General features: G+C 40.6%; 20 protein-coding genes and 1 tRNA gene. 6 read left to right on the forward strand and 15 right to left on the reverse strand.

What is annotated here, in order from left to right:
* Positions 1–66: 66 nt before the first annotated feature.
* Both znuD (F952_RS00220) and znuD (F952_RS00225) read right to left on the reverse strand, forming a co-directional pair.
* Complete coding sequence (gene znuD, locus F952_RS00220; RefSeq protein WP_004919860.1) at positions 67–2124, reverse strand: zinc piracy TonB-dependent receptor ZnuD; 2058 nt, start codon at positions 2122–2124, stop codon at positions 67–69.
* A gap of 233 nt (positions 2125–2357) precedes the next feature.
* Positions 2358–4439: a zinc piracy TonB-dependent receptor ZnuD gene (znuD, locus tag F952_RS00225; protein WP_004919863.1), complete on the reverse strand. Its 2082-nt coding sequence runs from the start codon at positions 4437–4439 to the stop codon at positions 2358–2360.
* 151 nt (positions 4440–4590) lie between these two features.
* Between znuD (F952_RS00225) and F952_RS00230 the strand changes: the two genes are divergently transcribed.
* The 4 genes from F952_RS00230 to F952_RS00245 all read left to right on the forward strand — a co-directional run bounded on the left by F952_RS00230 (position 4591) and on the right by F952_RS00245 (position 8458).
* On the forward strand, positions 4591–5367 hold the full coding sequence (locus tag F952_RS00230; protein ID WP_004919868.1) for a DUF4184 family protein: 777 nt from the start codon (positions 4591–4593) through the stop codon (positions 5365–5367).
* Positions 5368–5516: 149 nt separating this feature from the next.
* Positions 5517–7295 carry an aspartate--tRNA ligase gene (aspS, locus tag F952_RS00235; RefSeq protein ID WP_004919871.1) on the forward strand — a complete coding sequence of 593 codons (1779 nt, stop codon included), beginning with the start codon at positions 5517–5519 and terminating at the stop codon, positions 7293–7295.
* Positions 7296–7443: 148 nt separating this feature from the next.
* Entirely contained in the window at positions 7444–7662 is a 219-nt protein-coding gene (locus F952_RS00240) for a hypothetical protein (RefSeq protein WP_004919874.1), read from the forward strand.
* Positions 7663–7720: 58 nt separating this feature from the next.
* Positions 7721–8458 (forward strand): hypothetical protein, encoded by a 738-nt coding sequence (locus tag F952_RS00245; RefSeq protein ID WP_004919876.1) that lies wholly within the window; start codon positions 7721–7723, stop codon positions 8456–8458.
* 27 nt (positions 8459–8485) lie between these two features.
* On the opposite strand, the gene F952_RS00250 is transcribed toward F952_RS00245, so the two are convergent.
* The 3 genes from F952_RS00250 to F952_RS00260 all read right to left on the reverse strand — a co-directional run bounded on the left by F952_RS00250 (position 8486) and on the right by F952_RS00260 (position 10946).
* A complete protein-coding gene (locus tag F952_RS00250) occupies positions 8486–9265 on the reverse strand; it encodes a hypothetical protein (protein ID WP_004919880.1) in 780 nt (259 codons plus the stop codon).
* Entirely contained in the window at positions 9259–10098 is an 840-nt protein-coding gene (locus tag F952_RS00255) for a glycosyltransferase family 2 protein (RefSeq protein WP_004919882.1), read from the reverse strand. Before F952_RS00255 ends, F952_RS00250 begins: the two co-directional genes overlap by 7 nt.
* An 89-nt stretch (positions 10099–10187) precedes the next feature.
* Positions 10188–10946, reverse strand: coding sequence for a glycosyltransferase family 25 protein (locus F952_RS00260; protein ID WP_004919885.1), 759 nt, complete (start codon positions 10944–10946; stop codon positions 10188–10190).
* A 74-nt stretch (positions 10947–11020) separates the two neighbouring features.
* On the opposite strand from F952_RS00260, the gene F952_RS00265 reads away from it, so the two are divergent.
* Positions 11021–11905: a glucosamine inositolphosphorylceramide transferase family protein gene (locus tag F952_RS00265; RefSeq protein ID WP_004919888.1), complete on the forward strand. Its 885-nt coding sequence runs from the start codon at positions 11021–11023 to the stop codon at positions 11903–11905.
* Here F952_RS00265 and F952_RS00270 read toward each other — a convergent pair whose 3' ends face one another.
* The 10 genes from F952_RS00270 to F952_RS00315 form a co-directional block, all read right to left on the reverse strand.
* Positions 11906–12940 (reverse strand): glycosyltransferase, encoded by a 1035-nt coding sequence (locus tag F952_RS00270; RefSeq protein WP_026056976.1) that lies wholly within the window; start codon positions 12938–12940, stop codon positions 11906–11908.
* 11 nt (positions 12941–12951) lie between these two features.
* On the reverse strand, positions 12952–13716 hold the full coding sequence (locus tag F952_RS00275; protein ID WP_026056977.1) for a glycosyltransferase family 2 protein: 765 nt from the start codon (positions 13714–13716) through the stop codon (positions 12952–12954).
* On the reverse strand, positions 13716–14471 hold the full coding sequence (locus F952_RS00280) for a polysaccharide deacetylase family protein (protein ID WP_004919897.1): 756 nt from the start codon (positions 14469–14471) through the stop codon (positions 13716–13718). The genes F952_RS00275 and F952_RS00280 overlap by 1 nt, the downstream gene beginning before the upstream one ends.
* Complete coding sequence (locus F952_RS00285) at positions 14468–15496, reverse strand: glycosyltransferase family protein (RefSeq protein WP_004919900.1); 1029 nt, start codon at positions 15494–15496, stop codon at positions 14468–14470. Before F952_RS00285 ends, F952_RS00280 begins: the two co-directional genes overlap by 4 nt.
* A 4-nt stretch (positions 15497–15500) precedes the next feature.
* Entirely contained in the window at positions 15501–16388 is an 888-nt protein-coding gene (locus tag F952_RS00290; protein ID WP_004919903.1) for a mitochondrial fission ELM1 family protein, read from the reverse strand.
* Between the two features lie 67 nt (positions 16389–16455).
* The gene (locus F952_RS00295) at positions 16456–17382 is read right to left on the reverse strand and encodes a branched-chain amino acid transaminase (RefSeq protein ID WP_004919904.1); all 927 of its coding nucleotides are present in this window, start codon (positions 17380–17382) and stop codon (positions 16456–16458) included.
* Between the two features lie 26 nt (positions 17383–17408).
* Positions 17409–20156: a bifunctional [glutamate--ammonia ligase]-adenylyl-L-tyrosine phosphorylase/[glutamate--ammonia-ligase] adenylyltransferase gene (gene glnE, locus F952_RS00300; RefSeq protein ID WP_004919907.1), complete on the reverse strand. Its 2748-nt coding sequence runs from the start codon at positions 20154–20156 to the stop codon at positions 17409–17411.
* Positions 20157–20220: 64 nt separating this feature from the next.
* Positions 20221–21486, reverse strand: a complete 1266-nt coding sequence (locus F952_RS00305) for a sensor histidine kinase (protein ID WP_004919910.1) — start codon at positions 21484–21486, stop codon at positions 20221–20223.
* Between the two features lie 251 nt (positions 21487–21737).
* Positions 21738–21956: a hypothetical protein gene (locus F952_RS00310; RefSeq protein ID WP_004919913.1), complete on the reverse strand. Its 219-nt coding sequence runs from the start codon at positions 21954–21956 to the stop codon at positions 21738–21740.
* A gap of 592 nt (positions 21957–22548) precedes the next feature.
* Positions 22549–22635 (reverse strand) — tRNA-Leu (locus tag F952_RS00315).
* Between the two features lie 179 nt (positions 22636–22814).
* On the opposite strand from F952_RS00315, the gene queA reads away from it, so the two are divergent.
* Positions 22815–23849 carry a tRNA preQ1(34) S-adenosylmethionine ribosyltransferase-isomerase QueA gene (gene queA / locus F952_RS00320; RefSeq protein ID WP_004919916.1) on the forward strand — a complete coding sequence of 345 codons (1035 nt, stop codon included), beginning with the start codon at positions 22815–22817 and terminating at the stop codon, positions 23847–23849.
* Positions 23850–23910 lie beyond the last annotated feature (61 nt).

Here is a 23910-nt window from a genome sequence, read left to right on the forward strand (position 1 = left end):
CTTTTATGACCTATAAAAACCAAAGGAAAGCCGAAGCTTTCCTGCATAGTTTCCAACTTAATCTCATTAGAAATTAAAGTTTACACCCATGGTAAAATTACGTCCGATCTGTGGAACATCCGATAAAAATGACTCGTGTAGGTACACTTTACTGTCGAGCAAATTATTGGCCTTGGCATAAAGCTGGTAACCTGCTTTGGCATTGATTTGCCCATCATACGCCAAGCCCATATTCAGCATGTTATAGCCCTTGCCTTCAGTTTCGTAATTGGCAATATCATCCTGATTAAACACGTGGTAGTACTCGGCTGTACCCGAATATCCTTGACCAAAGTCCGCCTTAATACGGGTACCCAAACGACCACCTGGAATACGTGGTGCATTTCCAGCATCATCCAGCTTACCACGTACATAATCGCCAAATAATCCAGCATTGTAGCGTGGGCTGAGTTGATAACTGATATCCCCATCTACACCGTAGAAACGGGCATTGGTTTGATCATACTGAATCAGACGAAAATCCTGAAACCGATCTAAGGTATTGGCATAAATAAAGTTGTCATACCAGCTTTGAAAAGCGCTTACATTATATTTCAATCGATCATTGTCAAAATGTAAGCCAAGCTCAATATTATTGGATTTTTCTTTATCTAAATCATCATTACCAAGTTCAAAGGTATTGGTGGCCATATGTGCACCATTCGAGTACAACTCTTGTGCCAATGGTAAACGTTCCTGATGAGAGCCTGTCAAAGACAGTTTGTAATTTGGTTTAAATGCCCAATCCGTCGAGCCAGCCAGCGAATATGCGGTTCCACTATAATTTTTTGCACCCACATCTACATCATTGCCATCGATATCGATGGTCTGATGATCGATACGCGACGACACTTGAAAATGCAGTTGATCGACTTGTTTTTCTTGCAAACCAAACACGCTGTAGCGTTTGGTGACGGTTGGGTCCATCAATGCTTCGTCACCATTAATGGTAAGTTTTTGCTGAGTATATTGTGTGCCAAACTGACCTTCCCAACCTGCCCAAGGTGTATTATCTAAAGTAATACGAGCATCGGTGCCTTTGCTAATAAAGGTGGTGTCTGGTTCATCACCATCCATTTCCTGATGCTGATAATCGGTATAGGTCGCTTGGGCAGCTAACTTGGAAAAACCAGCAAATGGATCATTCAACTCACTTTTAAGATCATAACGCTTTTCCTTGAGATTAATCCATGCTGCTGCGCCATCATTGGCCTGCATGGCTGCCTGCTGATCGACCAGTGAGCCGCAATCGAGTTTGCCATGACTTGGTTTGCATAAGCCATACAGCGGATTATCGCCAGGAATTCCGTATTTATCATGACGCTCACTATACGCAATACCCGTATAACCCCGATCATAAATCCAAGATAATCCTGCATGATAATCATGAGATCTGGCAAACGTACTCTCTTCACGGCGCGATGTTCCCTGCAAATCATGCGGCAAAATATAATCGTTGGCATCACGCTTTAAACCGCCTACATTCAATGCAAACTGACTGCCCAGTGCGACAGTGCTATCTCCTGAGTAAACCAGGCCATCATCACCCGTGTTGTAGCGAACACCCAACTGCCCTTCATACCCGTTGTCTGGCATTTTAGATGGAATTTTATGATCAATCACATTGACCAATCCGCCTACCGAGCCTGCACCATAAAGCAGCGCTTCAGGACCTTTTAAAATCTGGATCTGATCGGATGCGTTAGGATCGACCGTTACAGCATGGTCAGGAGAAACCGAGGAGACATCGAGCGTATCACCGCCATTTTGGGTAATTTTTACACGTGCGCCATCTAAGCCACGAATCACAGGCCGACTCACCCCACCTGTATATTGCGCCGAGTAAACTCCCGATTGACCATTCAAGGCATTACCGATCGTGGTTGCGCCTTGAATCAGTTGATCGCGTCCCACACTCGCATCTCCAGCCGCCTCATTGAATGGCTGTTTGGGCGAGGCTTGAGCTTGAAGTTCAATGGTTGGCAAATCATTGACAGCAGCATCACTGGGTGAGTTTTGTGCAAAAACATGCTGAATCGAAAGTGAGAGAATAGAAAGTGCAAAGACATGAGAACGAGTAAGCATCGTGATGCTCCAAAAGCCAATCACTCGTTACGTTATAATATATCTATTTTTTTACAAGTAAATTTAACCGGGTATTTATATTTCCATTCAAAGCTTGAGTTTTATGGCTTTGATTAGAAATTAAGGTGATTTTAATGCAAATATGAAGGCAAAAACGGTAGAGCAGTTCACTTAAACCACGCAGAGTACCCATAGGGTACTCCACGTAAAACATTGTTAATTGCATCAATCACTTAGAAGCTAAAATCTACGCCTACAGTAAAGTTGCGCCCAACCTGCGGAAGATTCGACAAGAATGACGCATGGTTATACACGGTTTCATCAAGTATATTATTGGCTTTCACATAAACACGGTAATCGGTGCGATTGGTGGCACGTGCCGCATACGCCAAGCCTAGATTCACCATGTTGTAACCCGCGGTTTCATTCTCAAAAGCCGCAAATTTATCTTGTTTAAACACATGGAAATATTCGGCTAAGCCAGAAAATCCATCTCCAAAGTCTGCATTAATCCGTGTACCTAAACGGCCACCCGGAATACGCGGGGCATTGCCTTCGGTTTCAATTTTGGCACGTACATAGTCACCAAATACTGTAGCTGTATAGCGTGGAGAAAGTTGATAAGACAACTCTCCCTCCACACCATAAAAACGTGCTTTATCTTGCGTGTATTCAACCAGACGGAAGTTTTCAAAACGATCCAACGTGCGGGCATAAATGTAGTCGTCAAACCAGTTATGAAACACATGTACATGATAATTTAGCTTATCTGCATCGTAATGAAAGCCAAGCTCAAGGTTGTTGGATTTTTCAGTACTTAAGTTTTGATTGCCCAGTTCATAGGTATTGGTGGCCAAATGTTTACCATTGGCATAGAGCTCTTGCGCCAGTGGCATCCGTTCTTGATGTGATGCGACAAAGGATAATTTATAATTTGGTGCAAATGCCCAGTTGGCAGCACCTGAATACGAAAAGGCGTGATCATCATAGTTTTTTTGTGCAGAATCGATATCGATTTTTTGCTGATCAAAACGCGCAGCCACTTCAAAATGCACATCATTCCACTGGGTGTGTTCAAGTGCAAATAGACTCCATTTGTCAGTGGTGCTCGGGCCAGCAAAGAGCGACTCTTCGCCAGTGATGTCGAGTTTCTGGCGACCAAACTGTGCACCTACCACGCCTTCCCAATTGGCTAAAGGCTGATGTACCAATTCTAGACGTGCATCATAACCTTGGCTTTTGAAAGTGGTTGCAGCCTCACCTTCTTCGATTTCATCATGTTTGTAATCGGTATAACTGGCTTGTGCGCGTAGCTTGCTAAAGCCAGAAAAGGGATCATTCAGTTCGGTTCTAAAATCGTAGCGTTCAGATTTTAAATTGATCCATGGCCCTGCATGATCGTGTGCATGTTCGTGATCGTGGTCATGACCCTCTTCTTCATCATGATCTCCATGGTCATGATCATCGTGACTGCCGCAATGCAATTTTAAACCATGCGGATGACAGCTCTCATATTCATGGCTATGACCGGGTAAGCCATACTTATCTTGGCGGTTGGTATATGAAATACCAGCAAAGCCCCGATCATGAATCCAAGAAAGGCCAATGGTTGTATCTTCAGATTTGGCAAAGGTATTGTCAACGCGACGCTCTTTTTCACCTTCATGCAGATAGTTCGGTGCAATGTAATTATTGGCATCTCGTTTCAGGCCTTCAAGTCTCAATGCGACTTGCTCGCCTAAACCTACCGTCAAGCCTGCACTCCCTAACTTCTCGTCGCTGCCCGTGTTATAACGCAGCCCCACTTGCCCTTCATAGCCTTTCTCAGGCATTTGGGTGGGAATCTTGTTGTCTGTCACGTTGACTAGTCCGCCAACCGTCCCTGCACCATACAGCAACGTTGAAGGCCCGCGTACAATTTCAACCTGCTTGGCTAAAATCGGGTTAACCATCACCGCATGATCTGGAGACAAGGTTGAAACATCGATCGTTTCTGAGGCGTTTTGTAATACCTTCACGCGTGCGCTGTCTTGACCACGAATGACAGGACGGCTTGCGCCAGGACCAAACTGGTTCGAATACACACCCACCTGATCACTTAACGCCTCACCAATGGTAGCGCCGCCCTGTACCAATTGCTGATTTTGAATAATATTGTCTGCCGCAGCATAATCGACCGCAGTTTGAACCAATGGATGCGCGGTTGCTTCGATAGTTTTGAGTTTTGATACGGTGTTTGTTTCATTGGCCGCATGTACCACACTCGACAATGCAGCAAAAATTGAAAGTGCGAGCACACTTCTGGTGAACAACATTGGATTCCCCTCGAATTCTTAAAATCTTAAAATCTGCTTAATTTTTGTAATATTATAACATTGCACTATTTTTGCAATAAAAAACATTCTCAAACTGCATTGTTGACTACACTAGGCACGACCTAAAAGACAAAATAATTTTGCTTTCAATATGCCGTTTACGCTTTCACATGCCATTTTGGCACCTCCCATTGCCAAACTGAGCGGCCAGCGCTTACCTGTTGCTGCTCTGGCAATCGGCTGTATGACTCCCGATCTGTTTCGATTATTTACCAATGCCAGCTTGACCATCAGTCATGAGTGGTCTGGGATGATTGTGCCTAATCTGTTGGTTGGGCTGTTGTTTTGTGCGGTGTGGTATGTGCTGTATCGTCCATTTATCTATCGCTGGTTGTCTTTACACGATCCACTCAATCTGAATACTCTAGACCGTACCTGTGGCTTTCTGATTGGCTGTGTGGTTTCAGTTTTAATTGGCGCAGCCACACATATTATTTGGGATGGTTTTACCCATGCCGATTTTCGAACCTTTGTCTTTCAAGATGCACTGAGCAGAGAAATTTCGATTTTGGGCTATCATACCCATGTACATATGCTCATGCAGATTGGTACTTCGGTGGTAACTCTGCCGATTTTGATCTGGATGTGTTTACACTATTTTAAGCAGCATCAGCAGACTAAACTGGTATCACGACTGATTCAGCGTTTTTGCTGGACTGCGTTTATTTTTTCTATCTTAAGCGGCCTATATTGGGTGATGGGCTATGCCGAACCACTCAGCCTCGATTCGTGGAAAGCAGAAACCTACGATCATGTAGGTAAATCGATCAATTACTTTTTCCGCGGGTTTCTTGGCAGTATGGCGCTATGGTCAATTGTATTTTTGGCATGGATTGGTTTTTCCACACAACCAGATTCACAAAGTTGATTAAATCCGTTCAAAAATAGCGCATTTTTTGCAGTTTTTGGCGCTAGTTCTTGTGACCCGCCACTCAAAAAGGCATAATCGCTGATTCACTGGCGGTACGCTGTTTACGTATACGCCCCAACAGCCAATATAGTTTGGATTTTTACGACATGATGCGAACTCATTACTGTGGCTCTTTAACAGAAGCCCAAATTGACCAAACCGTAACCCTATGTGGATGGGTACACCGTCGCCGAGATCATGGTGGTGTGATTTTCCTTGATATGCGTGACCGCGATGGTTTGGTTCAAGTGGTTATTGACCCAGATACGCCAGAGGCATTTGCGACCGCAGATAAAGTACGCTCTGAGTTTGTACTGAAAATTACGGGGCGTGTACGTCGCCGCTATGAGGGCACTGAAAATTCAAATATGGTCAGTGGTCAAATTGAAGTGTTGGGCAAAGAGATCGAAGTTCTCGCACAATCTGAAACTCCGCCATTTCCATTAAATGATGACAATATTAATATTTCTGAAGAGCATCGTTTAAAATACCGTTTCTTGGACATTCGTCGTCCAGAAATGCTAGATCGTTTGCGTTTTCGCTCTAAAGTGACCAACCTGATTCGTAACTACCTAGACGATCATGGTTTCTTAGATGTTGAAACCCCAATCTTAACGCGTGCAACACCTGAAGGCGCACGTGACTATTTGGTTCCAAGCCGCGTACAAAATGGAAGTTTCTATGCTCTTCCACAATCACCACAGTTGTTCAAACAATTGTTGATGGTGGGCGGTATTGATCGTTACTACCAAATTGCAAAGTGTTTCCGTGACGAAGACTTGCGTGCAGACCGTCAGCCTGAATTTACCCAGATCGACATCGAAACATCATTCTTAAATGATGATGACATTATGGATCTGATGGAAGGCATGACCGTTAAGCTGTTTGACGAATTGCTCGGTATCAAATTCGACAAGTTCCAGCGTATGCCATACAGCGAAGCGATGCGTGACTATGCATCGGACAAACCGGACTTACGTATTCCGCTTAAACTTGTTGATGTTGCAGATCTGATGCAAGACGTCGAGTTTAAAGTATTTGCGGGTCCAGCCAAAGATCCTAAAGGCCGTATTGCAGCACTTCGCGTGCCGGGCGCAGGCGCTTTGCCACGTAGTGCGATTGATGAATACACCAAATTTGTGGGCATTTATGGCGCTAAAGGCCTCGCTTACATCAAGGTCAATGAAATTGAAAAAGGCGTAGAAGGCTTACAGTCTCCAATCGTGAAATTCATTGAACCGATCGTGATGCAATTGCTTGAGCGTGTAGGCGCAGAAAATGGCGATATCGTCTTCTTTGGTGCAGATAAAGCCAAAGTGGTAAATGATGCCATGGGTGCACTTCGTGTGAAAATCGGTCACGACCTTAAACTTGTAACCTGTGAATGGGCGCCGCTTTGGGTGGTCGACTTCCCAATGTTTGAAGAAACAGATGATGGTAAATGGACTTCAGTTCACCATCCATTTACGCTGCCAAAATCAAGCGTTGAAGATGTGAAAGCAAATCCGGGTGAAGCACTTTCTGTTGCTTATGACATGGTCTTGAATGGTACCGAAGTCGGTGGTGGTTCATTACGTATCTATACGCTTGAAATGCAAAAAGCCATCTTTGAAGCATTGGGTATTTCAGACGAAGAAGCCGAAGAGAAGTTTAGCTTCTTACTGAATGCCTTGCGTTATGGCGCGCCTCCGCATGGTGGTTTGGCATTTGGTCTAGATCGTTTAATCATGCTCATGACTGGTGCATCTTCAATTCGTGATGTGATTGCATTCCCGAAAACCAAGACTGCTGAATGTCCACTGACTCAGGCACCAGCACCAGTTGAAGCGAATCAACTACGTGATTTGGGTATTCGTTTACGCGAACAGCCAAAGAAAGAAGACTAATCTCATCATAAAGTACCTAAAAAAGCTAGCAGATATGCTGGCTTTTTTGCATTTTAATGTCTAGTCTCACAACAATAATGCGACATGAATTGAGATTGATTCTCTACAATGGCATAATATATCTTTACTCTCCCTTGGATCGTTCAATATGGCTATGCGTCCAGAAGTACGTCGTCGTACCATTGTTCTTGTTGCATTTTCACTCATTCAGTGGGGATTCGTTCTATATATTTTAAACAATCAACTTTTTAATTTAGATACGTATCAACGTATTTTATTATTCTGCGTAAGTTGTTTGGGCGGTGGTTTTCTGATTATGGCCTCATTACTTTATATGGTCATTAAAGGTAATGCGGATAATACTTAATCGCTCTACCGATCATTTATGAATAGATTCTCCCTTTTTGACTAAACAAAGAATAAACATGAATCACAAGTTGCTTGAACAAACTGAATTTCATTCTTTTCATTGGGATAACTTTAGTCCCGATATTCTTAAAGCGCATAAAAATGTGATGGCTCATTTGGGATTAAACGTACAATATACTCAAAAAAATATTCCACATGGCCAATGGCTAGATGAGGTTATGGCAGCAGCAACATCTGATGTCGTTGCAATCATTGAACCCGACCTTATTCCATTGAATCAGGAAATCGTGTTAAAAGCGATTGCCTATGTGTTAGAACACGACACTTTTTTAGGCTGTGCGCAGGTTTCAAATCATATTGGAACTGGCACACATATCTTTGCCTCTCCCGCGTTCTTCTTTATTACACGCAGTTGCTATGAGAAGTTAGGTCATCCATCCTTTATGCCCGATAAAAAAGGTGATGTGGCTGAAGCATTGGCTTTTGCTGCTGAAGAAAAAGGAATCAGCTACCGTACGCTTTTTCCAACACGATATGAAAAAGCACCTAGTGAAGGTTGCTGGGCATTAGGAAGCTACGGTTACTACGGTATCGGAACTGTTTTTGTTGATCAGATTTATCATTTATTTCAGAGTCGAACAGCAGAAAATATCGAACTCTTTGTTAAGCGATGTGATGAACTTCTTCAAAACAAACTCGATATTTCCAGCTTTAAAAGTTGTGTAGACTTTCAAATTCCTGAAGCAATCTATCACCCAAAAAGAAAGCGCAAATGGTACTCAAGATTGTTTTAAAATACTGATACTCTCGAAATTAATAGATTAAACCCGACGTAAAAAACGTTGCAGCATAGATTTGAGTTTAAATCTGAAACGATTTTTTTCATAAAGTCTCATCAAAATATTCTCCGCCACATCAGATTTAAAAAACTGGGTCTGGTGTGTATACATTGAATATGTATCATTCTGATTTTGATTTGCTTCCTGCAATCCTAACCAATATTCGTAATAGTATCGATCACTGGTTTCTATGGGTTCAGGTAGTGTAGCGATGTAAGATTTTCGTGCCCACCAAAAGTTAAACCAAACCCATCCTTTTAAATGGATATATTTTTGCTGTTCATCACCAAATCCCGATCCTTCGCCAGGTAAAATTCCAATTTTATTTACTTGATCATGTTCATCAAAAATAGTCAGGTAATCTCTCCAAAATTTAAGCGTATAGTGTGTCAAAATTTCTTCTGTTTTATTTCTTCTTTTTTTTGCATAACTCATTCCTTTAGTATGCATATAGATCATGTATTGATATGAGTTCTTCTGCCGAGATAACATCCAAATAAAATGCAGTGCAGGATATTCATATTTATTTTCAGCATGAATAATAATATTTTTAAAATCCAGCTGACGAAGATAATCTTCTACTTGAGGTACAGAGTCAGGATTAGAAACAATTAAGTAAATATCTGAAAGATCTAAAATTCCTGATTTTTTTATATCTAAAATCTGCCTACCCAGGATTTTTTTCCAATTGACCAACGAGTTAATATAAATACCGTAAACAAGTGCAATCGTTTTCTCAGAATTTTGTTGAACTTTTAGCATCTTGGATGTTTACCACTTAAAAATGTTTTTATCACTAGTTTTAAATCAGAAAACTCAAAGTGGCTTAGTTTTCTATACATCAGACGAATAAACTTGAGTCGAGCCATGAAGGTATTACCGCTATAGTATTTCACTTTAAGGGTATTTTCATAAATAAACTCACGCTTGCGCCATGGCGTTAATGCCTCTTCGGTGAGCGACAGACCATGATTCAAATACGAACAAGAAGTGATCTTAAATGGAATGTTTTCGCTAAGTAAGAGATTTAACCGAATAAAAAATGTTGAATCGACCCCATAAAAAGCAAAATGTTGATCAAATACATGCCCAAAACGCTCAATAAATATATATTTAAGTCGTTTAGATAAGATGAGTCCTGAACCCACCGAAAAAATCGTTTCGATATTGCTTAGCTCACCTGAATCTTTTAGTAAGGCATTGTTAAGCACGGGAAAATGTTGAACATGCTCAACTCGAGCAAAAATTTTAGGAAACTCAATATCTGTTTGATCTAAAGTATTAAACAAGTGATTTTCATATTGTGAATTAATAATCGTATCATCATCAAACAACACATAATAATCAGCATCATACTTTTCAATTAAATCATTATAAATCCAGCTTAAGGGTTTATTTTGTAGATAATTTTCTAAATATACTTGACTGTGTTTTTGCTTAAGTGCAAAAAAAAATTCATCTTCATCAAGCTGTTCTGGTCCGTTATTTACAATCACTAATTCCTGAATTGCGTGAGTAAAAGTGAGTAAACTCTGTAAAGTAGTAGACTCATTTAAAGCCTTGTTATAGACAATCACAACCATTGCAACGTTCATTATGATATATACATCCCAAGTAATTTGTGATATCTGAAAAATTTTTACATTGTATCAGAAGCTTTAATTTTAATAAGAAAATCAAAATTCTAGAAATACCGTTCACTAAATAGTTTCGCTAAATTACGGCGTAAACTATTGCCGTATTTACTTTTACGTAATCCTTGCTGATCCACTCTTTCTGCTTCAATCGCACTCAGTGCTTGATTCGTTTCACCTTTTTGAATAACAGGGTGATCAATTAAATGAACCATGTACAAGTGAACAGTAGCATCAAAATCATATAAACAACTCCAGTCATCTGCTCTTCTTAGTGGGTGATGATACTGTAATAACAGTTGTGCCATGTCGCGATCAATCACATAAGCCATTGCATAATTGACACGATGATAATAATCTGGAATCACCTCAAGAATTTTATGCTTTAACAGCATTGCTGAGTATGGCTTACCCCGTACTTTGCGAGATTCTTTCATTTGGATTCCGCCCAGACTTAATAACGACTTAGGGGGCAATCGTAACTTAATGATTTCTTGATCTAACTGATTAAGGTCAAAATACTCAGGAATAATCGCATCATCTTCCAAAATCAGTGCATGCGAATCTTCGGTGCTTAAAAAATCCTTCAATGCCTGCAAGTGAGACAAGGTACAGCCAAGCTCACCTGGCGTAAGAGGAATTTCTCGACCTTTCACAGCTTGCTCAAAATACTCTTTCGCTAATAAATCAGCTCCCTTCACTCCCATGCGTTTTGGCCGTACATTTAAGCTAGAAAAAAAGGGCTGTGAAAAAAATTGCTTTAATCGGATAGAATCATTTTCCTCAATACTAATGACATAAATTTGCATCTTTCTACCCGACTTTGGACAACTTTAAAAGTATATGTATTATTATAATAAGAATTGATTTTGGGTAAATATAGATGTTTCGGTCGCTTGCCAAAAAATGGTACAAATACCAACAAAAAAAACAAGATAAATCTTTTGATTCTCATTGGTATCTGCGTTTTGGCTGGATAGAGCAACCTTTTTCAAGTTTAAATCAACTTAACGATCTTTTTGAAATTCACTCCCCTCATCGATTCACCTTTGCAGACAGTTTCTACGCCGAAAAAGATAACCGACACTTTATTTTTTTTGAAGAAGTGGATGATCAGCATCCTGTTGGCTTTTTATCTGTACTCGAAGTGTTTAAAGATGGTACATATAGCAAACCTACCACTATATTAAAACTCGATTACCACCTTTCTTATCCTTGCGTATTTAAAATAGACGATGACTGGTACATGATTCCAGAGACGTCGGCCAATAAGACTATAGAGCTTTGGAAGTGTGTGCAGTTTCCGCTTAGATGGGAAAAGCATTCTAATCTGATCGAGAATATTGAAGCAGTCGACAGCACACCTTTTTATCATGAAGGCTTATGGTATCTTTTTACTTCAACGCGTCGTGATTGTAAGAAATTTGGTGACCGTTTAGATCTATTCTTTACCGAAGATATTTTAAATCCGAACTGGCAAGAGCACCCAATGAACCCAGTGTGCCGAGGTAGTCAACAGTTTCGTATGGCAGGCAAACCCTTTTATTATCAGGGACAATTGGTTCGACCAAGCCAAGATTCTTTAAAACGTTATGGCGGCAATATCGAATTAAAAGCGATTACTCAGCTTAGCCCGACAGCTTACGAAGAAAAGTTACTAGAAGTAGTTTTGCCTGACTGGAATCAAGCAGATGACGGTTGCCATACCATTAATGTCGAAGATAGCTTCGTGGTACTTGATGCCATCCGCCTTACACCAAAAAAATAATTAAGTTTTCAGCAGGCCTTTATAAATATTAAGCGTCTGCTCAGTCATGGCTTGTACAGTCAGTTCAGCCTTGGCTTTTGCATACAAAGCGCTAAAGTCATTTTGAGCCTCAGGTTGAAGCGCACATTTAATCACTTTTGCTAAACCTTGTGCATCTCCAATCTCTGCTATATATTGGTTTGGCAACCATTCCACCACCCCATTCACTCTTGTCGAAGCCATAACCTTATCTGCTTGTAAGGCTTCAACCATCACCAGTGGAAAACCTTCACGATCTGATGACAAGACCACAACATCTGCCAATTGAATCAGTTCTCTGGCATCAATTCGAAACCCAAGAAAAGCGACTCGGTTTTGTATGTTTAATTCACTGACTTGCTTTTCTAAACTTGCTCGAAGTGAACCATCACCAATAATCCATAAATTGGCATCAATCTGTTGCATCGACTCAATCAGTAAACTGATATTTTTTACGGGCTCAAGACGTCCAATACACATCACCAGTTTTTTATTTGAGTCAAGCTGAGGAAAATCCTGTTGAATCGTTTGCAATAAATGCTGTTTATGCTCAATACTCAGGTCTGGCTGAGGATAAACCCCATTATAAATCACATGTGCTTTATTATTTGGAATGCCCTGAGCCAAAGCCTGACTCACTGCAATCACCGCATCTCCAACCAAGTAAGTAGATTTATTTTTTTTAGTTCCATGAATCGTCGTGACCACTTTTATATCTGGCAAAAAGGGTCGGATTCGTGAAATCAGTTCCGCTGCTTTACCTGCCTGTGCATGGACAATATCAGGTTGAATCTGTTGAATCAGCGATTTGAGTTGCCAAAGTAGAAAAATATTCCAGCGGCTACGTGCAAAGTCCACAGCATGGAATTTAACATTTGAATTAAATTTCTCTGCATAACAAGGATGTGCAATGACATGTAGTTCCTGACTCAACGCCAACTCATTGGTCAGATTAAACGTATGCTGTTCTAAGCCTCCCAATCCGCCACTTGTTGCCAATATTTGAACAATTTTCATCATCAATCTACTTATTTCTTGTCTTTATTCATACTTTGTTCAAACAATTTGGCTTCTTTTAAAAAAGCATAAAAGGCATTGATCATACTGTTGACAAAACCACGCCAGCCGTTGAAACAACTACGACGGATAAAATACGACTTAATAAACGTCATCGGCATCACCAACACCAGTTTTGCCAGACTCGGCGTTTTACCTTTTTGAAATTTTTCAGCGGCTTTTAAATTGGAGTATTGATTATTTTTCTCTACTTTAACGAAAATACTCGACTCACCGAAATGATAAATATCATGCACGGCACGGCGAGATTCACCCTCTACAATCACATTTTCATGGACTTTATTGGCCAGATCATACTGACCTTTGGCCTTGCGAAAGAAACGCACCTTGGCATGTTTCTTAGTATGTTTGCTGTTGGGTACACCCAAAAACACATCGTTAATCGGTGTAATTAAGGCATCAAGCTGGTTATGCTGAATCACCTCAGCAATTTCCTGCTTCAGCCCTTCAGAAAGTACTTCGTCGCCGTCTAAATTCAATACCCAATCATTGCGACATTTGGCTAAAGCCAAACTTTTTTGACCCGCATAGCCCTGCCAGTCCTGATGCTCAATGTGCACATTATCAAACTGCTGTGCAATGGCATAGGTGGCATCGATACTGCCCGAATCTAAAATAATGACTTCATCAAAATCTTGCACACTTTGCAAGGTCTTGAATAACCACGCCTCACAATTAAGGGTCACGATATACACGCTACACGCAATTTTAGGGATCATAGTTTATAGCGTCCTTTGGCAAGCGCAATGCGCATTTGCAGGGCATTCATTGCGCCGTGGGTACTCACGCGCGGAATATTAAATGGATGCTCTGGATCATAGGGCTCAATCTTTTTACGTGTAGACACGGCATTTTTAAAACCAATCTTACGGGCCATCTGTTGATGCTTTTCATTAAAACGGCCAAATGGATAGGCAAAACTCGGACATGCTCCTACTAGCGTCTCTACATCCTGTTTGGAATGCAGCATTTCCTGATAGGCCGTTTCGTCATCGAGTTTTAATAAATTCACATGATGCTGCGTGTGTGCCCCAAACTCAATAAAACCTGATCGAGCCATCTCCTGCACCTGATCGACGGTCAATGCTTCGATGCCTTCAATCTGGGTTGCCAGATAGATCGTCGCTTTGGCTTGATATTTTTTTAAGAGTGGAAAGGCGTACACGTAATTGTCCATAAATCCATCATCAAAGCTTAGCGCCACCACATTTTTTTGCTCACGATATTGCTCAAGTTCAGATACAAAGCAAAATACCGCGTTTTTTTTCACCAGCAATTGTAGCAATTGCTCAAACTTGTCGGGTGGCATATTCATCCCCGAGGCTTCGGCATGCGGCGTGACCTGATGTAGCATCACGATGCGCGGTAAGGCGTTTGAGCGATACGGCAACCAGAATGTATAGTTGCCCATGATATAAAGCAAACCTGCCAAAATCACTAAACCGATGATGACATATAGCAACCACATCATGTATATACCTCGTGCGACCATTCATAAGCTTCTGAAAGTGGCTGACCAAACGTGACCTCAAGCATATACTGAGTAATCCGTTTCGCATTAAATGAGTCACGGGTCTTTTGCCAACCAGCCTGTGCAATAGCTTTTGCCAAGTCAGGATGCTGATCGTAAAACTGAATTTTTTGAGCCAGATCAAACTGATCATCAAAATAAATGACTTCCTGCTCTGTATATAGCTTTTCAAAACCAGGAATACGCGGACTAAAGGTTAAAAGGCCATTCCCAGTCAGTTGTACAATACGATCTGAGCTATATAACGTGACATCATTTCGACGCGAATAGTTGAGCCCCATTTTCGACTCTGACAGCACTTTATAATAGGCTTTTCCATATACGCCTGGCTGGTCAAAACAGCCATAATAGCGATAATTTACCTGCGATTGGGTTAATGCATCTGCCAGATCTTTTAGAAATTTTTCTCTCTCTGGTTCTTTATACACCACACCGCAAAAGATAAAGGTTTTATCTGTATTAAGATTTTTAAATTGAATTAAGCTTTCAACATTACGATGCCCGATATTGGGCATATACGCTGCACTCAAATGTGGCTGTTTTAACTTTGCTAGATATTCCCCTGCAGTAGTACAAAAGATCGCATCCAGATAGGGAGAAAACGCTTTTACAAAATCCAGCTTATGTTCAAGATATAATGGATCGACATACCAAAACGCAATTTTGGTTTCTGGAAACTGCTGTTTGATCTGCTTAAGCACTTCAGGACTCATCAGGTCGCTGTGCCCGATCAATACCAAATCAGGCTCGAGGTTATTCACAATTTTTAAAATTTCTTTGTTGGCCCAACTCGCACCGAGTTTTTTGGTTTTAAAAATTGTGCCCATGCGCGCCATGTCACGAAAACTAAAATCGTAAACAAAATGTCCATTTTCTACCAGCCCCGCCGAAATTTTACGATCGGTGCAGTAGAAATGCGCGCCTTGCTTGTTAAAACCAAAATTTGCAATGTGCAATATTTTCATTTAATTAAAAACTCGATGAGTCCAATATTTGAGATGCTACACGACTTGCTTCATTGAGTGGAGCCGAGTTTTGCAGCACACGCATGACACCAATATTCTGCTCAAAAGGCAATTGATCAATCATTTGAGTAATTCTATCAGATTTTAAACGATCCATTGCAATCACACCTACACGGCAGCCTGCAGTCAATGCTTCAAAAATCATGGAAACACTATCCTCTGTGACCCATACCGTGGCCGCCAACTGCATTTGTTCAAATATCCAGCCTTGAGGGGTTTCTTCAACAGGAAAGAGCTGTAATTGCTGTGCACAAGGCAATGTTTTTAAATGTGATATAAAATTTACAGGCGTACGTCGTGAGGTCGTCAAAATAATATGGGTATCTGGATAGTCTCGAACAATATTTTGAATAGACGTTAAAACTTTTTCTTGATTCCATTGATGTCGTTTGGAGTCGCCGCCTAGGGCAATCAAAATTCGATTAGTGTCGTGACGATGCTCATTTACGATTGGATTCAGCGCCCCCTGTGTCACAATGACTCGATCAGATGCAGCCACACCATCATGCTCAGGAATAACTGCATAATTAAACCAATGTATCGGTAAGCTTGGCTTCATCAAAATAATCGTTTTCGCCTGAGGATAAATTTTTCCAAGTAACCACACTCGAAAATGCGTATGACTTCCTACCCCCAATATAAAATCAGGCGGCTGCTTGATCTGTGATACCTGATGTGTAAACAGCCCCTTCAAGATCGTTAATAATGGCAACTGCTGTAGAGGAATTTCCTCAAAACGGCTATGGATAACGAGTTTATGCATTGCCTGATACAGGCCTAAAGCTTGTGATCGGTGTCCTGCTTTTCCATCACTCACATACACAACATGCATATTTTTTCCTAAAAACATCAATAAAAAAGGCGAAACATGTGTTTCGCCTTGATCTTAACGGATTCGCTTACTTCACGTAAGTTAACCAGTGTTCATATTTTGCATTTTTGCCCTGAACCGCATCGAAAAAGGTTTTCTGGATTTCTGTGGTAATTGGGCCACGGCATCCTTCACCAATTTCACGGTCATCGTATTCACGAATTGGCGTCACTTCTGCGGCAGTACCAGTAAAGAATGCTTCATCTGCAATGTAGAATTCATCACGGGTAATACGACGCTCAACCACTTCGTATCCTAAATCTTTTGCAATGGTAATAACTGTTTGACGGGTAATCCCTTCTAATGCACCACCAGCCAAATCAGGGGTATGCAACACGCCATCTTTAATCAAGAACACGTTCTCGCCTGCACCTTGACACACAAAGCCTTGTGGATCTAGCAACATCGCTTCATCATAACCTGAACGCGCTACTTCCTGATGTGCCAAGATCGACACAGTATAGTTGCCACATGCTTTTGCCTTACACATCGTCACGTTTGGATGATGATGCGTAAACGAAGATGTTTTTACACGAATACCACGTGCCATTGCCTCTTCACCAAGGTAAGCACCCCAGCCCCATGCCGCAACGGCAGCATGAATACTATTTTCAGTGGCAGCAATACCTAATTTTTCAGAACCGATCCAGATCAATGGACGCAAGTAACAAGATGCTAATTTATTTTCACGAACCACATCAATTTGAGCTTGCTCAAGTGTCGCTTGATCAAATGGAACTTTCATTTGATAAATTTTTGCAGAGTTTAACAAACGCTTAGTGTGATCTTGGAGACGAAAAATTGCAGTGCCTTTAGGAGTTTCATAGGCACGGACACCTTCAAAGACACCCATACTGTAGTGTAGCGTATGAGTTAAAACGTGAATTTTTGCATCACGCCAGTCAACCAATTGTCCATCTTGCCAAATAAAACCATCACGATCAGCCAAATTCATGGCACACACTCCAAATTTTTACACAATCATTCACTCTCCAACGCCATTGTAGACGCTGGATCTATTAATCTTTGCCATAACTTGCAAACGACCTCTCGGGTATGGCGCCACTGTGCAGCATTCACTTGCATGGATTGATTTGCAAGGGCTAAACGGTGGCTTTCGGCTCGTTCACGTAGATAAGCATGCATTAATGCTGTGGCATCTTCACTGGATAAGCAGCCTGCTTGAGCAGCATCTTCTAGAATTCTTACATTGTCGGAAAAATGGGCGAGATCAGGATTCGCTCCACTCCATGCAAGCACCATATACTGTGCCATAAATTCGATGTCAACGATACCACCTGCATCCTGTTTTAAATGAAAAATGCCATGTTTTTTTTGCTCATTGGATGATCCCAGATGATCTTTCATCTTCTGGCGCATTTTTAATACTTCATCACGTACTTCATTTTCATCTCTGCTCTGCGTCAAGATCTGGCAGCGTAAACTTTCGAATTTCTGACGTAACTGTGCTTCACCTGCGATTGAACGAGCACGCACCAAGGCCTGATGCTCCCAAAGCCATGCACTTTTGAGTTGGTATTGTTCAAATGCTTTTAAACTTGTTACCAGTAGTCCTGCTTCTCCAGATGGTCGAAGTCGAGTATCAATTTCATACACACGACCATCCAAGGTTTGAGTTGTCATGAGTGATAAAAACTTTTGTGCCACACGCATGGCAAATTCAAAACCTGTGATGGATTTTGATCCATCTGTTTCGGCCTGTTCATCAAAATAGTGAATAAAAACCAGGTCCAGATCAGAACCATAACCCAGCTCAATCCCCCCCAGCTTCCCATAACCAATCACTGCAAAACCTGTATGCTCCAGTGAGCAACGTTCACCACTGGCATCTTTGGGATAACCATGTTTTTTAACAACAGCCTGATAGGCCAAATTTAAGGTTGCTGCGACACTGACTTCAGCAATATCGGTCAATGCATCTGAAACTTTCATGAGAGGACTTTCGGCTAAAACATCACTTGCAGCAACGGTAAGGACATTACTTTTCTTAAACAGCCGCAGTACACGCATCTGGTCTTCGACCTGATCAATTTCAATCCGAAGAAGCTGCTGACGTAAAGAATCTTCCAGATCCTTACGCTGTGGCAGTTCAAAATCCATAGAAAGAAATTCATCCAGTAACACAGGATATTGCGTTAGCTCCTCACAAATCCAGGGGCTCACGGTGGCCATTTTGACCAGTCGCTGCATGGCACCTCGACTTTCCATCAGCATCACCAGATATACAGTGCGGCGCATGACAGATTCAATCAAGGGCATCAAACGCATAAATGCCATTTGTGGATGTTCAGACTGTAAAATAGCTTCAATAAAATGAGGCCAGAAATCTTTTAGACGCTGTACCGCTTTAGAAGGAAGCCGTTTTAATGCATTACTCTGCCAAAATTCATGCACTAAATTTTGGGCTGTCTCATCCAAGATAGCATTAAGTTGTTGTTCTAGCTCTGTATCGGTTTCGTCTGGTGAAGTGACTTCTTCCTGAATCAGTTTTTTAAACTGTTCACTCACTTTATGACGTTTTTCGTTTAAAGCCTCAATAAAATTGTCCCAAGTTGGGTATTCAAGCGTATCTAGTATACGTTGGCGTAGCTCAGGCTCCATCGGTAACATCTGGGTTTGCTGATCATTCAAGGCTTGAATGGCATGTTCTACACGTCTTAAAAACAAATAGGCATCTTCTAACTCAATCACATCTTGTGACTGAAGTAAGCCAGCCTGACCTAAATGATTTAGGCTGACCAAACATTGGCGATCTTGCAACTCACGTTTCGATCCACCATAGATAAGCTGAAATACCTGAACAATGAATTCAACTTCACGTATTCCTCCCGCGCCTAGCTTAATATCATCTGCGATATTACGACGTGCCACTTCACGTTCGATCATACTTTTCATTTCACGCATGGCTGCGAAAGCGGAATAATCGACATAGCGCCGAAACACAAATGGTCGGGTCATTTCCAGCAGGTCATCGCCGTGCTTTCCACCACTGATGATACGCGCTTTGATCCACGCATAACGCTCCCATTCGCGTCCATGCTGGATCAGATATTTCTCTAATGCCATATGGCTAATTGCCAAAGCTGAACCATCACCCCAGGGACGTAATCGCATATCCACACGAAATACAAAACCATCTGCGGTAATATGATCCAGCAAATAAATCAGCTTTTGTCCCCACAAAATACAAAACTGCTGCACATCAATTGATTTACGACCATTTGTTTCGCCCTGCTCATCATAGGCAAAAATCAGATCAATATCACTGGATAAGTTCAGCTCTTGTGCCCCTAGCTTACCCATACCAATGACGATCAAATCTTGAATCTGACCATCATATCCTACAGGCTCTCCATGTTTGGCAACCAAAGGAGCACGTGCAAACTGCTTGGCTGCACAAATGCAGGCATCTGCAAAATCTGAAAGCTCTCGCGTCAAACTCACCACATTGGTGAGTCGATTGGCATCTTGCCAGATCCAACGGAACATTAAACGCGCACGCAGAATACGAACTACTCGCATCCACTGACTTTCATCCTGAATGTCTTTTAATTCATTTTCAACTGACTGGAAAATATTCTCTCTCGAAAGCGGAGCAGCAAACTGATCAATTTGATAATCTTGTTCTAAATAAAGCTGATGTAATCCTAAAACCTGTTCTGCGTACTGACTTGATCTTAATGTTTTTTGCAACTGCTCAGTATTCATAAAAAACCTGCAACCTTTTGTTTGCATAGTTATAGCAGTTGCAGGCATGTTTAGGGAGTTCTATTTAAACCAATTTTTCTTCACTCACCTGCTTTTCCGCATAAATCTCTGCAACATTCTGGGCAATAGGTAAGGTCACCGTAAATACAGTACCTTCACCTTCTTTGGAGGTGACTGAAATTGCACCGAGATTAAGATCGACAAAACGCTTACACAGGACAAGACCAAGACCAGCCCCTTTCTCACCACTTGTCCCTCGAAAACTCACTGTGATTCTTGGTTGAAAAATATCCCGTATTTTAGACTCGGACATTCCCATACCTGTATCACGTATCGTAATTTCAACATGATCAGCAACCTTTATCGCATCAATAATCACCTTACCCGTGCCATCTGTCTGAGTAAACTTTAAGGCATTGGATACTAGGTTCTGAATCAAGGAAGTAATCATATTGATATCAGCGTAGATCTTGATGTCATCAGCTACGTGATCAATCAACTCAATATTTTTTTTCAGGGCAAAGGTATTTAGAATATTTTTTACGATGGTCGTGACTTGTTTCAAATTAAAACTGATTGGATGATATACAAAGCGACCACCCTCAGCCATTGCCCAATTCAGCAAGCTTTCCAGCAAATTATAGGTCGATTGAGACGTCTCATATAGGTAATCGGCAATATTTTGAATACTTGAATCATCAAGTGTTTCTCGTTCTTTTGCCAAAACCTCAGAAAAGCCGAGCAAACCGTGAAAAGGTGCGCGCAAATCATGTGAAATAATGGAGAAAAACTTGGTTTTACTAAAATTTAATGCGGCTTGTTGCTCATATAGCTCGTTTAGCTCTTCAAAGTTAAATTTCAGTTCAATATGTCGAACAAAACCAGCAGTATAGTCCTTAACCAGATCAATTAAATTCGAATCAAATGCATTGATTTCATCATCAAAAAACAAGGCAAAGCCGATTGACTCTTGATCCGTTTTTTGTAGATTGATTGCTAAAATACGCTTATGGGCTGTATTGATAAATCCTGGCAAGCCAGATAAAGAATTAAAAGCGTGTTCATTCAAATTGATATGATCGCAATGATGAAAAGCAGCAATATCAATACCTTCTACTTTGGGAATTGCACAAATACTTTGAGTATCGCTATACCAGAAATAAGGTTCTTCATGAAAACTTAATAAGGCTTTTCCAGATTTTAACAACTTTGTTGTAAAATCAAGATAGCGTTTTATCAAATCATTATCGCTATTTAGGCCAAGCATGAGGGATAAACGACACGCACTCAGTTGATCAACTTGATCAAGTCGTAACACTTGCATTTCCATGCTCGCCTCGCAGTGATTTTGATTATTATTAAGAAAAATTAATAAATGGAAACAACAGAACAACAAAACAAGAATTTATTTAATACATTTAGCAAATTTTCCTTAAAAAAGCAATCATTAAACACCCCAAGTTCAAATGAATGATCTTCTAACTCATCCATTAATGTAACAACTCAATGAATCATAATAAAAAACCACTTTGAGCCAAATCAAAGTGGTTTTTCTAAAAGTTGAAAAATTAATTGAAATATCTACTGACCAATAATTCGGTAAATCCGATTTGTTTCCTGACTTTCAAATAATAGCTCTGTTGATGGAAGTAGAATCTCATCCTCTACCTGAATTTCCTGAACACGCTGATACAAACTCAAATCCGCACCTGATGTGGACTTAAGCTGTTCATTCAAACGTGCCTTAGCCAAATACGTTTTATCAAATTGATCTTTTACCCTAACCTGAATAACATTCATGTTTCCATACCTCAATTTGTGCTTGATCTTTTGTATAGCATATTTTTTATTCAAAATAATTGTTAAGTTGTTAAATTTTATGGCATTGTTTCTGTATGTAATAACCAATTTTGATCGTAGAATACAGCTACTTATAAAAATATTTTGCGCAATAACTGTATCTACATCCATATAGACATAGCTCAATTATTCATCTTAGTTTCATTAAGATAAAGTGAATTAAGAATGTAAAATTTGTTTACTCGAAAAGTTGAATTTAAATTGAAAAGATCACTGTCAGATTAAGCCATATATTTTTTAATCAAATTCTTTATTAAAACATTCGCGGCATTTTTAAAGATATTCAGATTATTGTTGGTCAGTATTCAAACAGAAGCTGTCTTATCGAAGTTTTAATTTTTTGATCAGTCTATTCTTTATAAGCTGCCTAGATCATGGCGTGACAAAAATTAAAGTCAACATTATTGAATAAGATATATCGAAGTCATATTTAAAGATATTTAGACTATGATTTTTTAAAAGTATAAAAAATAAAAAACCCCGAAACATTCATATAGTTTCAGGGTTCTAGAATTCTGTACAGTCTAAACTGTGGTCCCGAGGGTCGGACTCGAACCGACACGTTCTCTCGAACAGTGGATTTTGAGTCCACCGCGTCTACCAATTTCACCACCTCGGGAAGAGCATGATGTTTGCTTTGTGATGCGTATATTATATGAATTCCAAAACTTGTCAATGCTAACATATTGACTTTTGCTCACTTTTAATACAAACAATAAGTTTCAATAAAAAAAGGTCGCTGCCCAATCACTTTGAAAAGCACTATACTATCGCCAAGTTTTGGCCTGTACTTGAGTTATGCAACTTTCCGACTTTAATTTTGATCTGCCTGATGAGCTGATTGCTCGCTATCCACTCGACACACGTTCTGCTTCTCGCTTACTGCATTTAGATGCGCATGGTCATTATCACGATCATGCTTTTACCGATATTCTAGATTTGATCAATGACGGCGATTTGCTGGTGCTTAATGACACCAAAGTAATGAAAGCACGGCTCAAAGGAAAACGCGCTTCAGGTGGTGCCATTGAAATTTTAGTCGAGCGGATGTTGGACAATCAGATTGCACATTGTCATATTAAGGCCAGTAATACTCCCAAAGCAGGTGCAGAATTATTTGTAGGGGAAAACGGCATTAAAGTTACGGTTCAGGGCCGTCATGAAAATTTGTTTGTAGTGGAGTTTTCGGAACCCATTTTATCGGTATTGGATCGTTATGGCCAACTGCCAATTCCACCTTATTTTAATCGTGAAGCAGAAGAAATTGATACCGAACGTTATCAAACTGTTTTTCACGATCCTCAAAAAATTGCCAGTGTTGCTGCTCCCACAGCCAGCCTGCATTTTGATCAGGATTTACTAGAAAAACTCGCAGCTAAAAATATCCAAAAAACCTTTGTCACGCTACATGTGGGGGCAGGTACATTCATGCCTGTAAGAACAGATGACATTAAAAACCATATTATGCACAGCGAATGGTGTGATGTACCAGAATCGACCGCCGAGCTGATCCGTCAGACCAAGGCACGTGGCAATAAAGTGATTGCTGTAGGTACAACAGCTACACGTGCACTTGAAAGTGCCGCACAAGCAAATGGTGGTAAAATTGATGCATGGACTGGTGATACTCAAATTTTTATTTATCCAGGTTATCAGTTCTGTGTAGTTGATCGTTTGATTACCAACTTCCATTTACCAGAATCCACCCTGCTTATGCTAGTTTCGGCGCTCTCTAATCGTAACAATATCTTGTCTGCTTACGAACATGCAGTTCAATCAAAATATCGGTTCTTTAGTTACGGCGATGCGATGCTGATTGATCAAGCGGTCTAAATTATGAGGCTTGCCTCTTTAATTATAGTGTCGTTGTTTTTGTAGGAAACACAGCCCGCTA

It is taken from the genome of Acinetobacter baylyi DSM 14961 = CIP 107474, from assembly GCF_000368685.1.
In the GTDB taxonomy this organism is placed as follows: Bacteria; Pseudomonadota; Gammaproteobacteria; order Pseudomonadales; family Moraxellaceae; genus Acinetobacter; species Acinetobacter baylyi.

Bases quoted from the DNA above. Each gene is read 5' to 3' on its own strand.
- znuD (WP_004919860.1), bottom strand. From the start codon at position 2,124: ATGCTTACTCGTTCTCATGTCTTTGCACTTTCTATTCTCTCACTTTCG.
- znuD (WP_004919863.1), bottom strand. From the start codon at position 4,439: ATGTTGTTCACCAGAAGTGTGCTCGCACTTTCAATTTTTGCTGCATTG.
- F952_RS00230 (WP_004919868.1), top strand. From the start codon at position 4,591: ATGCCGTTTACGCTTTCACATGCCATTTTGGCACCTCCCATTGCCAAA.
- aspS (WP_004919871.1), top strand. From the start codon at position 5,517: ATGATGCGAACTCATTACTGTGGCTCTTTAACAGAAGCCCAAATTGAC.
- F952_RS00240 (WP_004919874.1), top strand. From the start codon at position 7,444: ATGGCTATGCGTCCAGAAGTACGTCGTCGTACCATTGTTCTTGTTGCA.
- F952_RS00245 (WP_004919876.1), top strand. From the start codon at position 7,721: ATGAATCACAAGTTGCTTGAACAAACTGAATTTCATTCTTTTCATTGG.
- F952_RS00250 (WP_004919880.1), bottom strand. From the start codon at position 9,265: ATGCTAAAAGTTCAACAAAATTCTGAGAAAACGATTGCACTTGTTTAC.
- F952_RS00255 (WP_004919882.1), bottom strand. From the start codon at position 10,098: ATGAACGTTGCAATGGTTGTGATTGTCTATAACAAGGCTTTAAATGAG.
- F952_RS00260 (WP_004919885.1), bottom strand. From the start codon at position 10,946: ATGCAAATTTATGTCATTAGTATTGAGGAAAATGATTCTATCCGATTA.
- F952_RS00265 (WP_004919888.1), top strand. From the start codon at position 11,021: ATGTTTCGGTCGCTTGCCAAAAAATGGTACAAATACCAACAAAAAAAA.
- F952_RS00270 (WP_026056976.1), bottom strand. From the start codon at position 12,940: ATGAAAATTGTTCAAATATTGGCAACAAGTGGCGGATTGGGAGGCTTA.
- F952_RS00280 (WP_004919897.1), bottom strand. From the start codon at position 14,471: ATGATGTGGTTGCTATATGTCATCATCGGTTTAGTGATTTTGGCAGGT.
- F952_RS00285 (WP_004919900.1), bottom strand. From the start codon at position 15,496: ATGAAAATATTGCACATTGCAAATTTTGGTTTTAACAAGCAAGGCGCG.
- F952_RS00290 (WP_004919903.1), bottom strand. From the start codon at position 16,388: ATGCATGTTGTGTATGTGAGTGATGGAAAAGCAGGACACCGATCACAA.
- F952_RS00295 (WP_004919904.1), bottom strand. From the start codon at position 17,382: ATGAATTTGGCTGATCGTGATGGTTTTATTTGGCAAGATGGACAATTG.
- glnE (WP_004919907.1), bottom strand. From the start codon at position 20,156: ATGAATACTGAGCAGTTGCAAAAAACATTAAGATCAAGTCAGTACGCA.
- F952_RS00305 (WP_004919910.1), bottom strand. From the start codon at position 21,486: ATGGAAATGCAAGTGTTACGACTTGATCAAGTTGATCAACTGAGTGCG.
- F952_RS00310 (WP_004919913.1), bottom strand. From the start codon at position 21,956: ATGAATGTTATTCAGGTTAGGGTAAAAGATCAATTTGATAAAACGTAT.
- queA (WP_004919916.1), top strand. From the start codon at position 22,815: ATGCAACTTTCCGACTTTAATTTTGATCTGCCTGATGAGCTGATTGCT.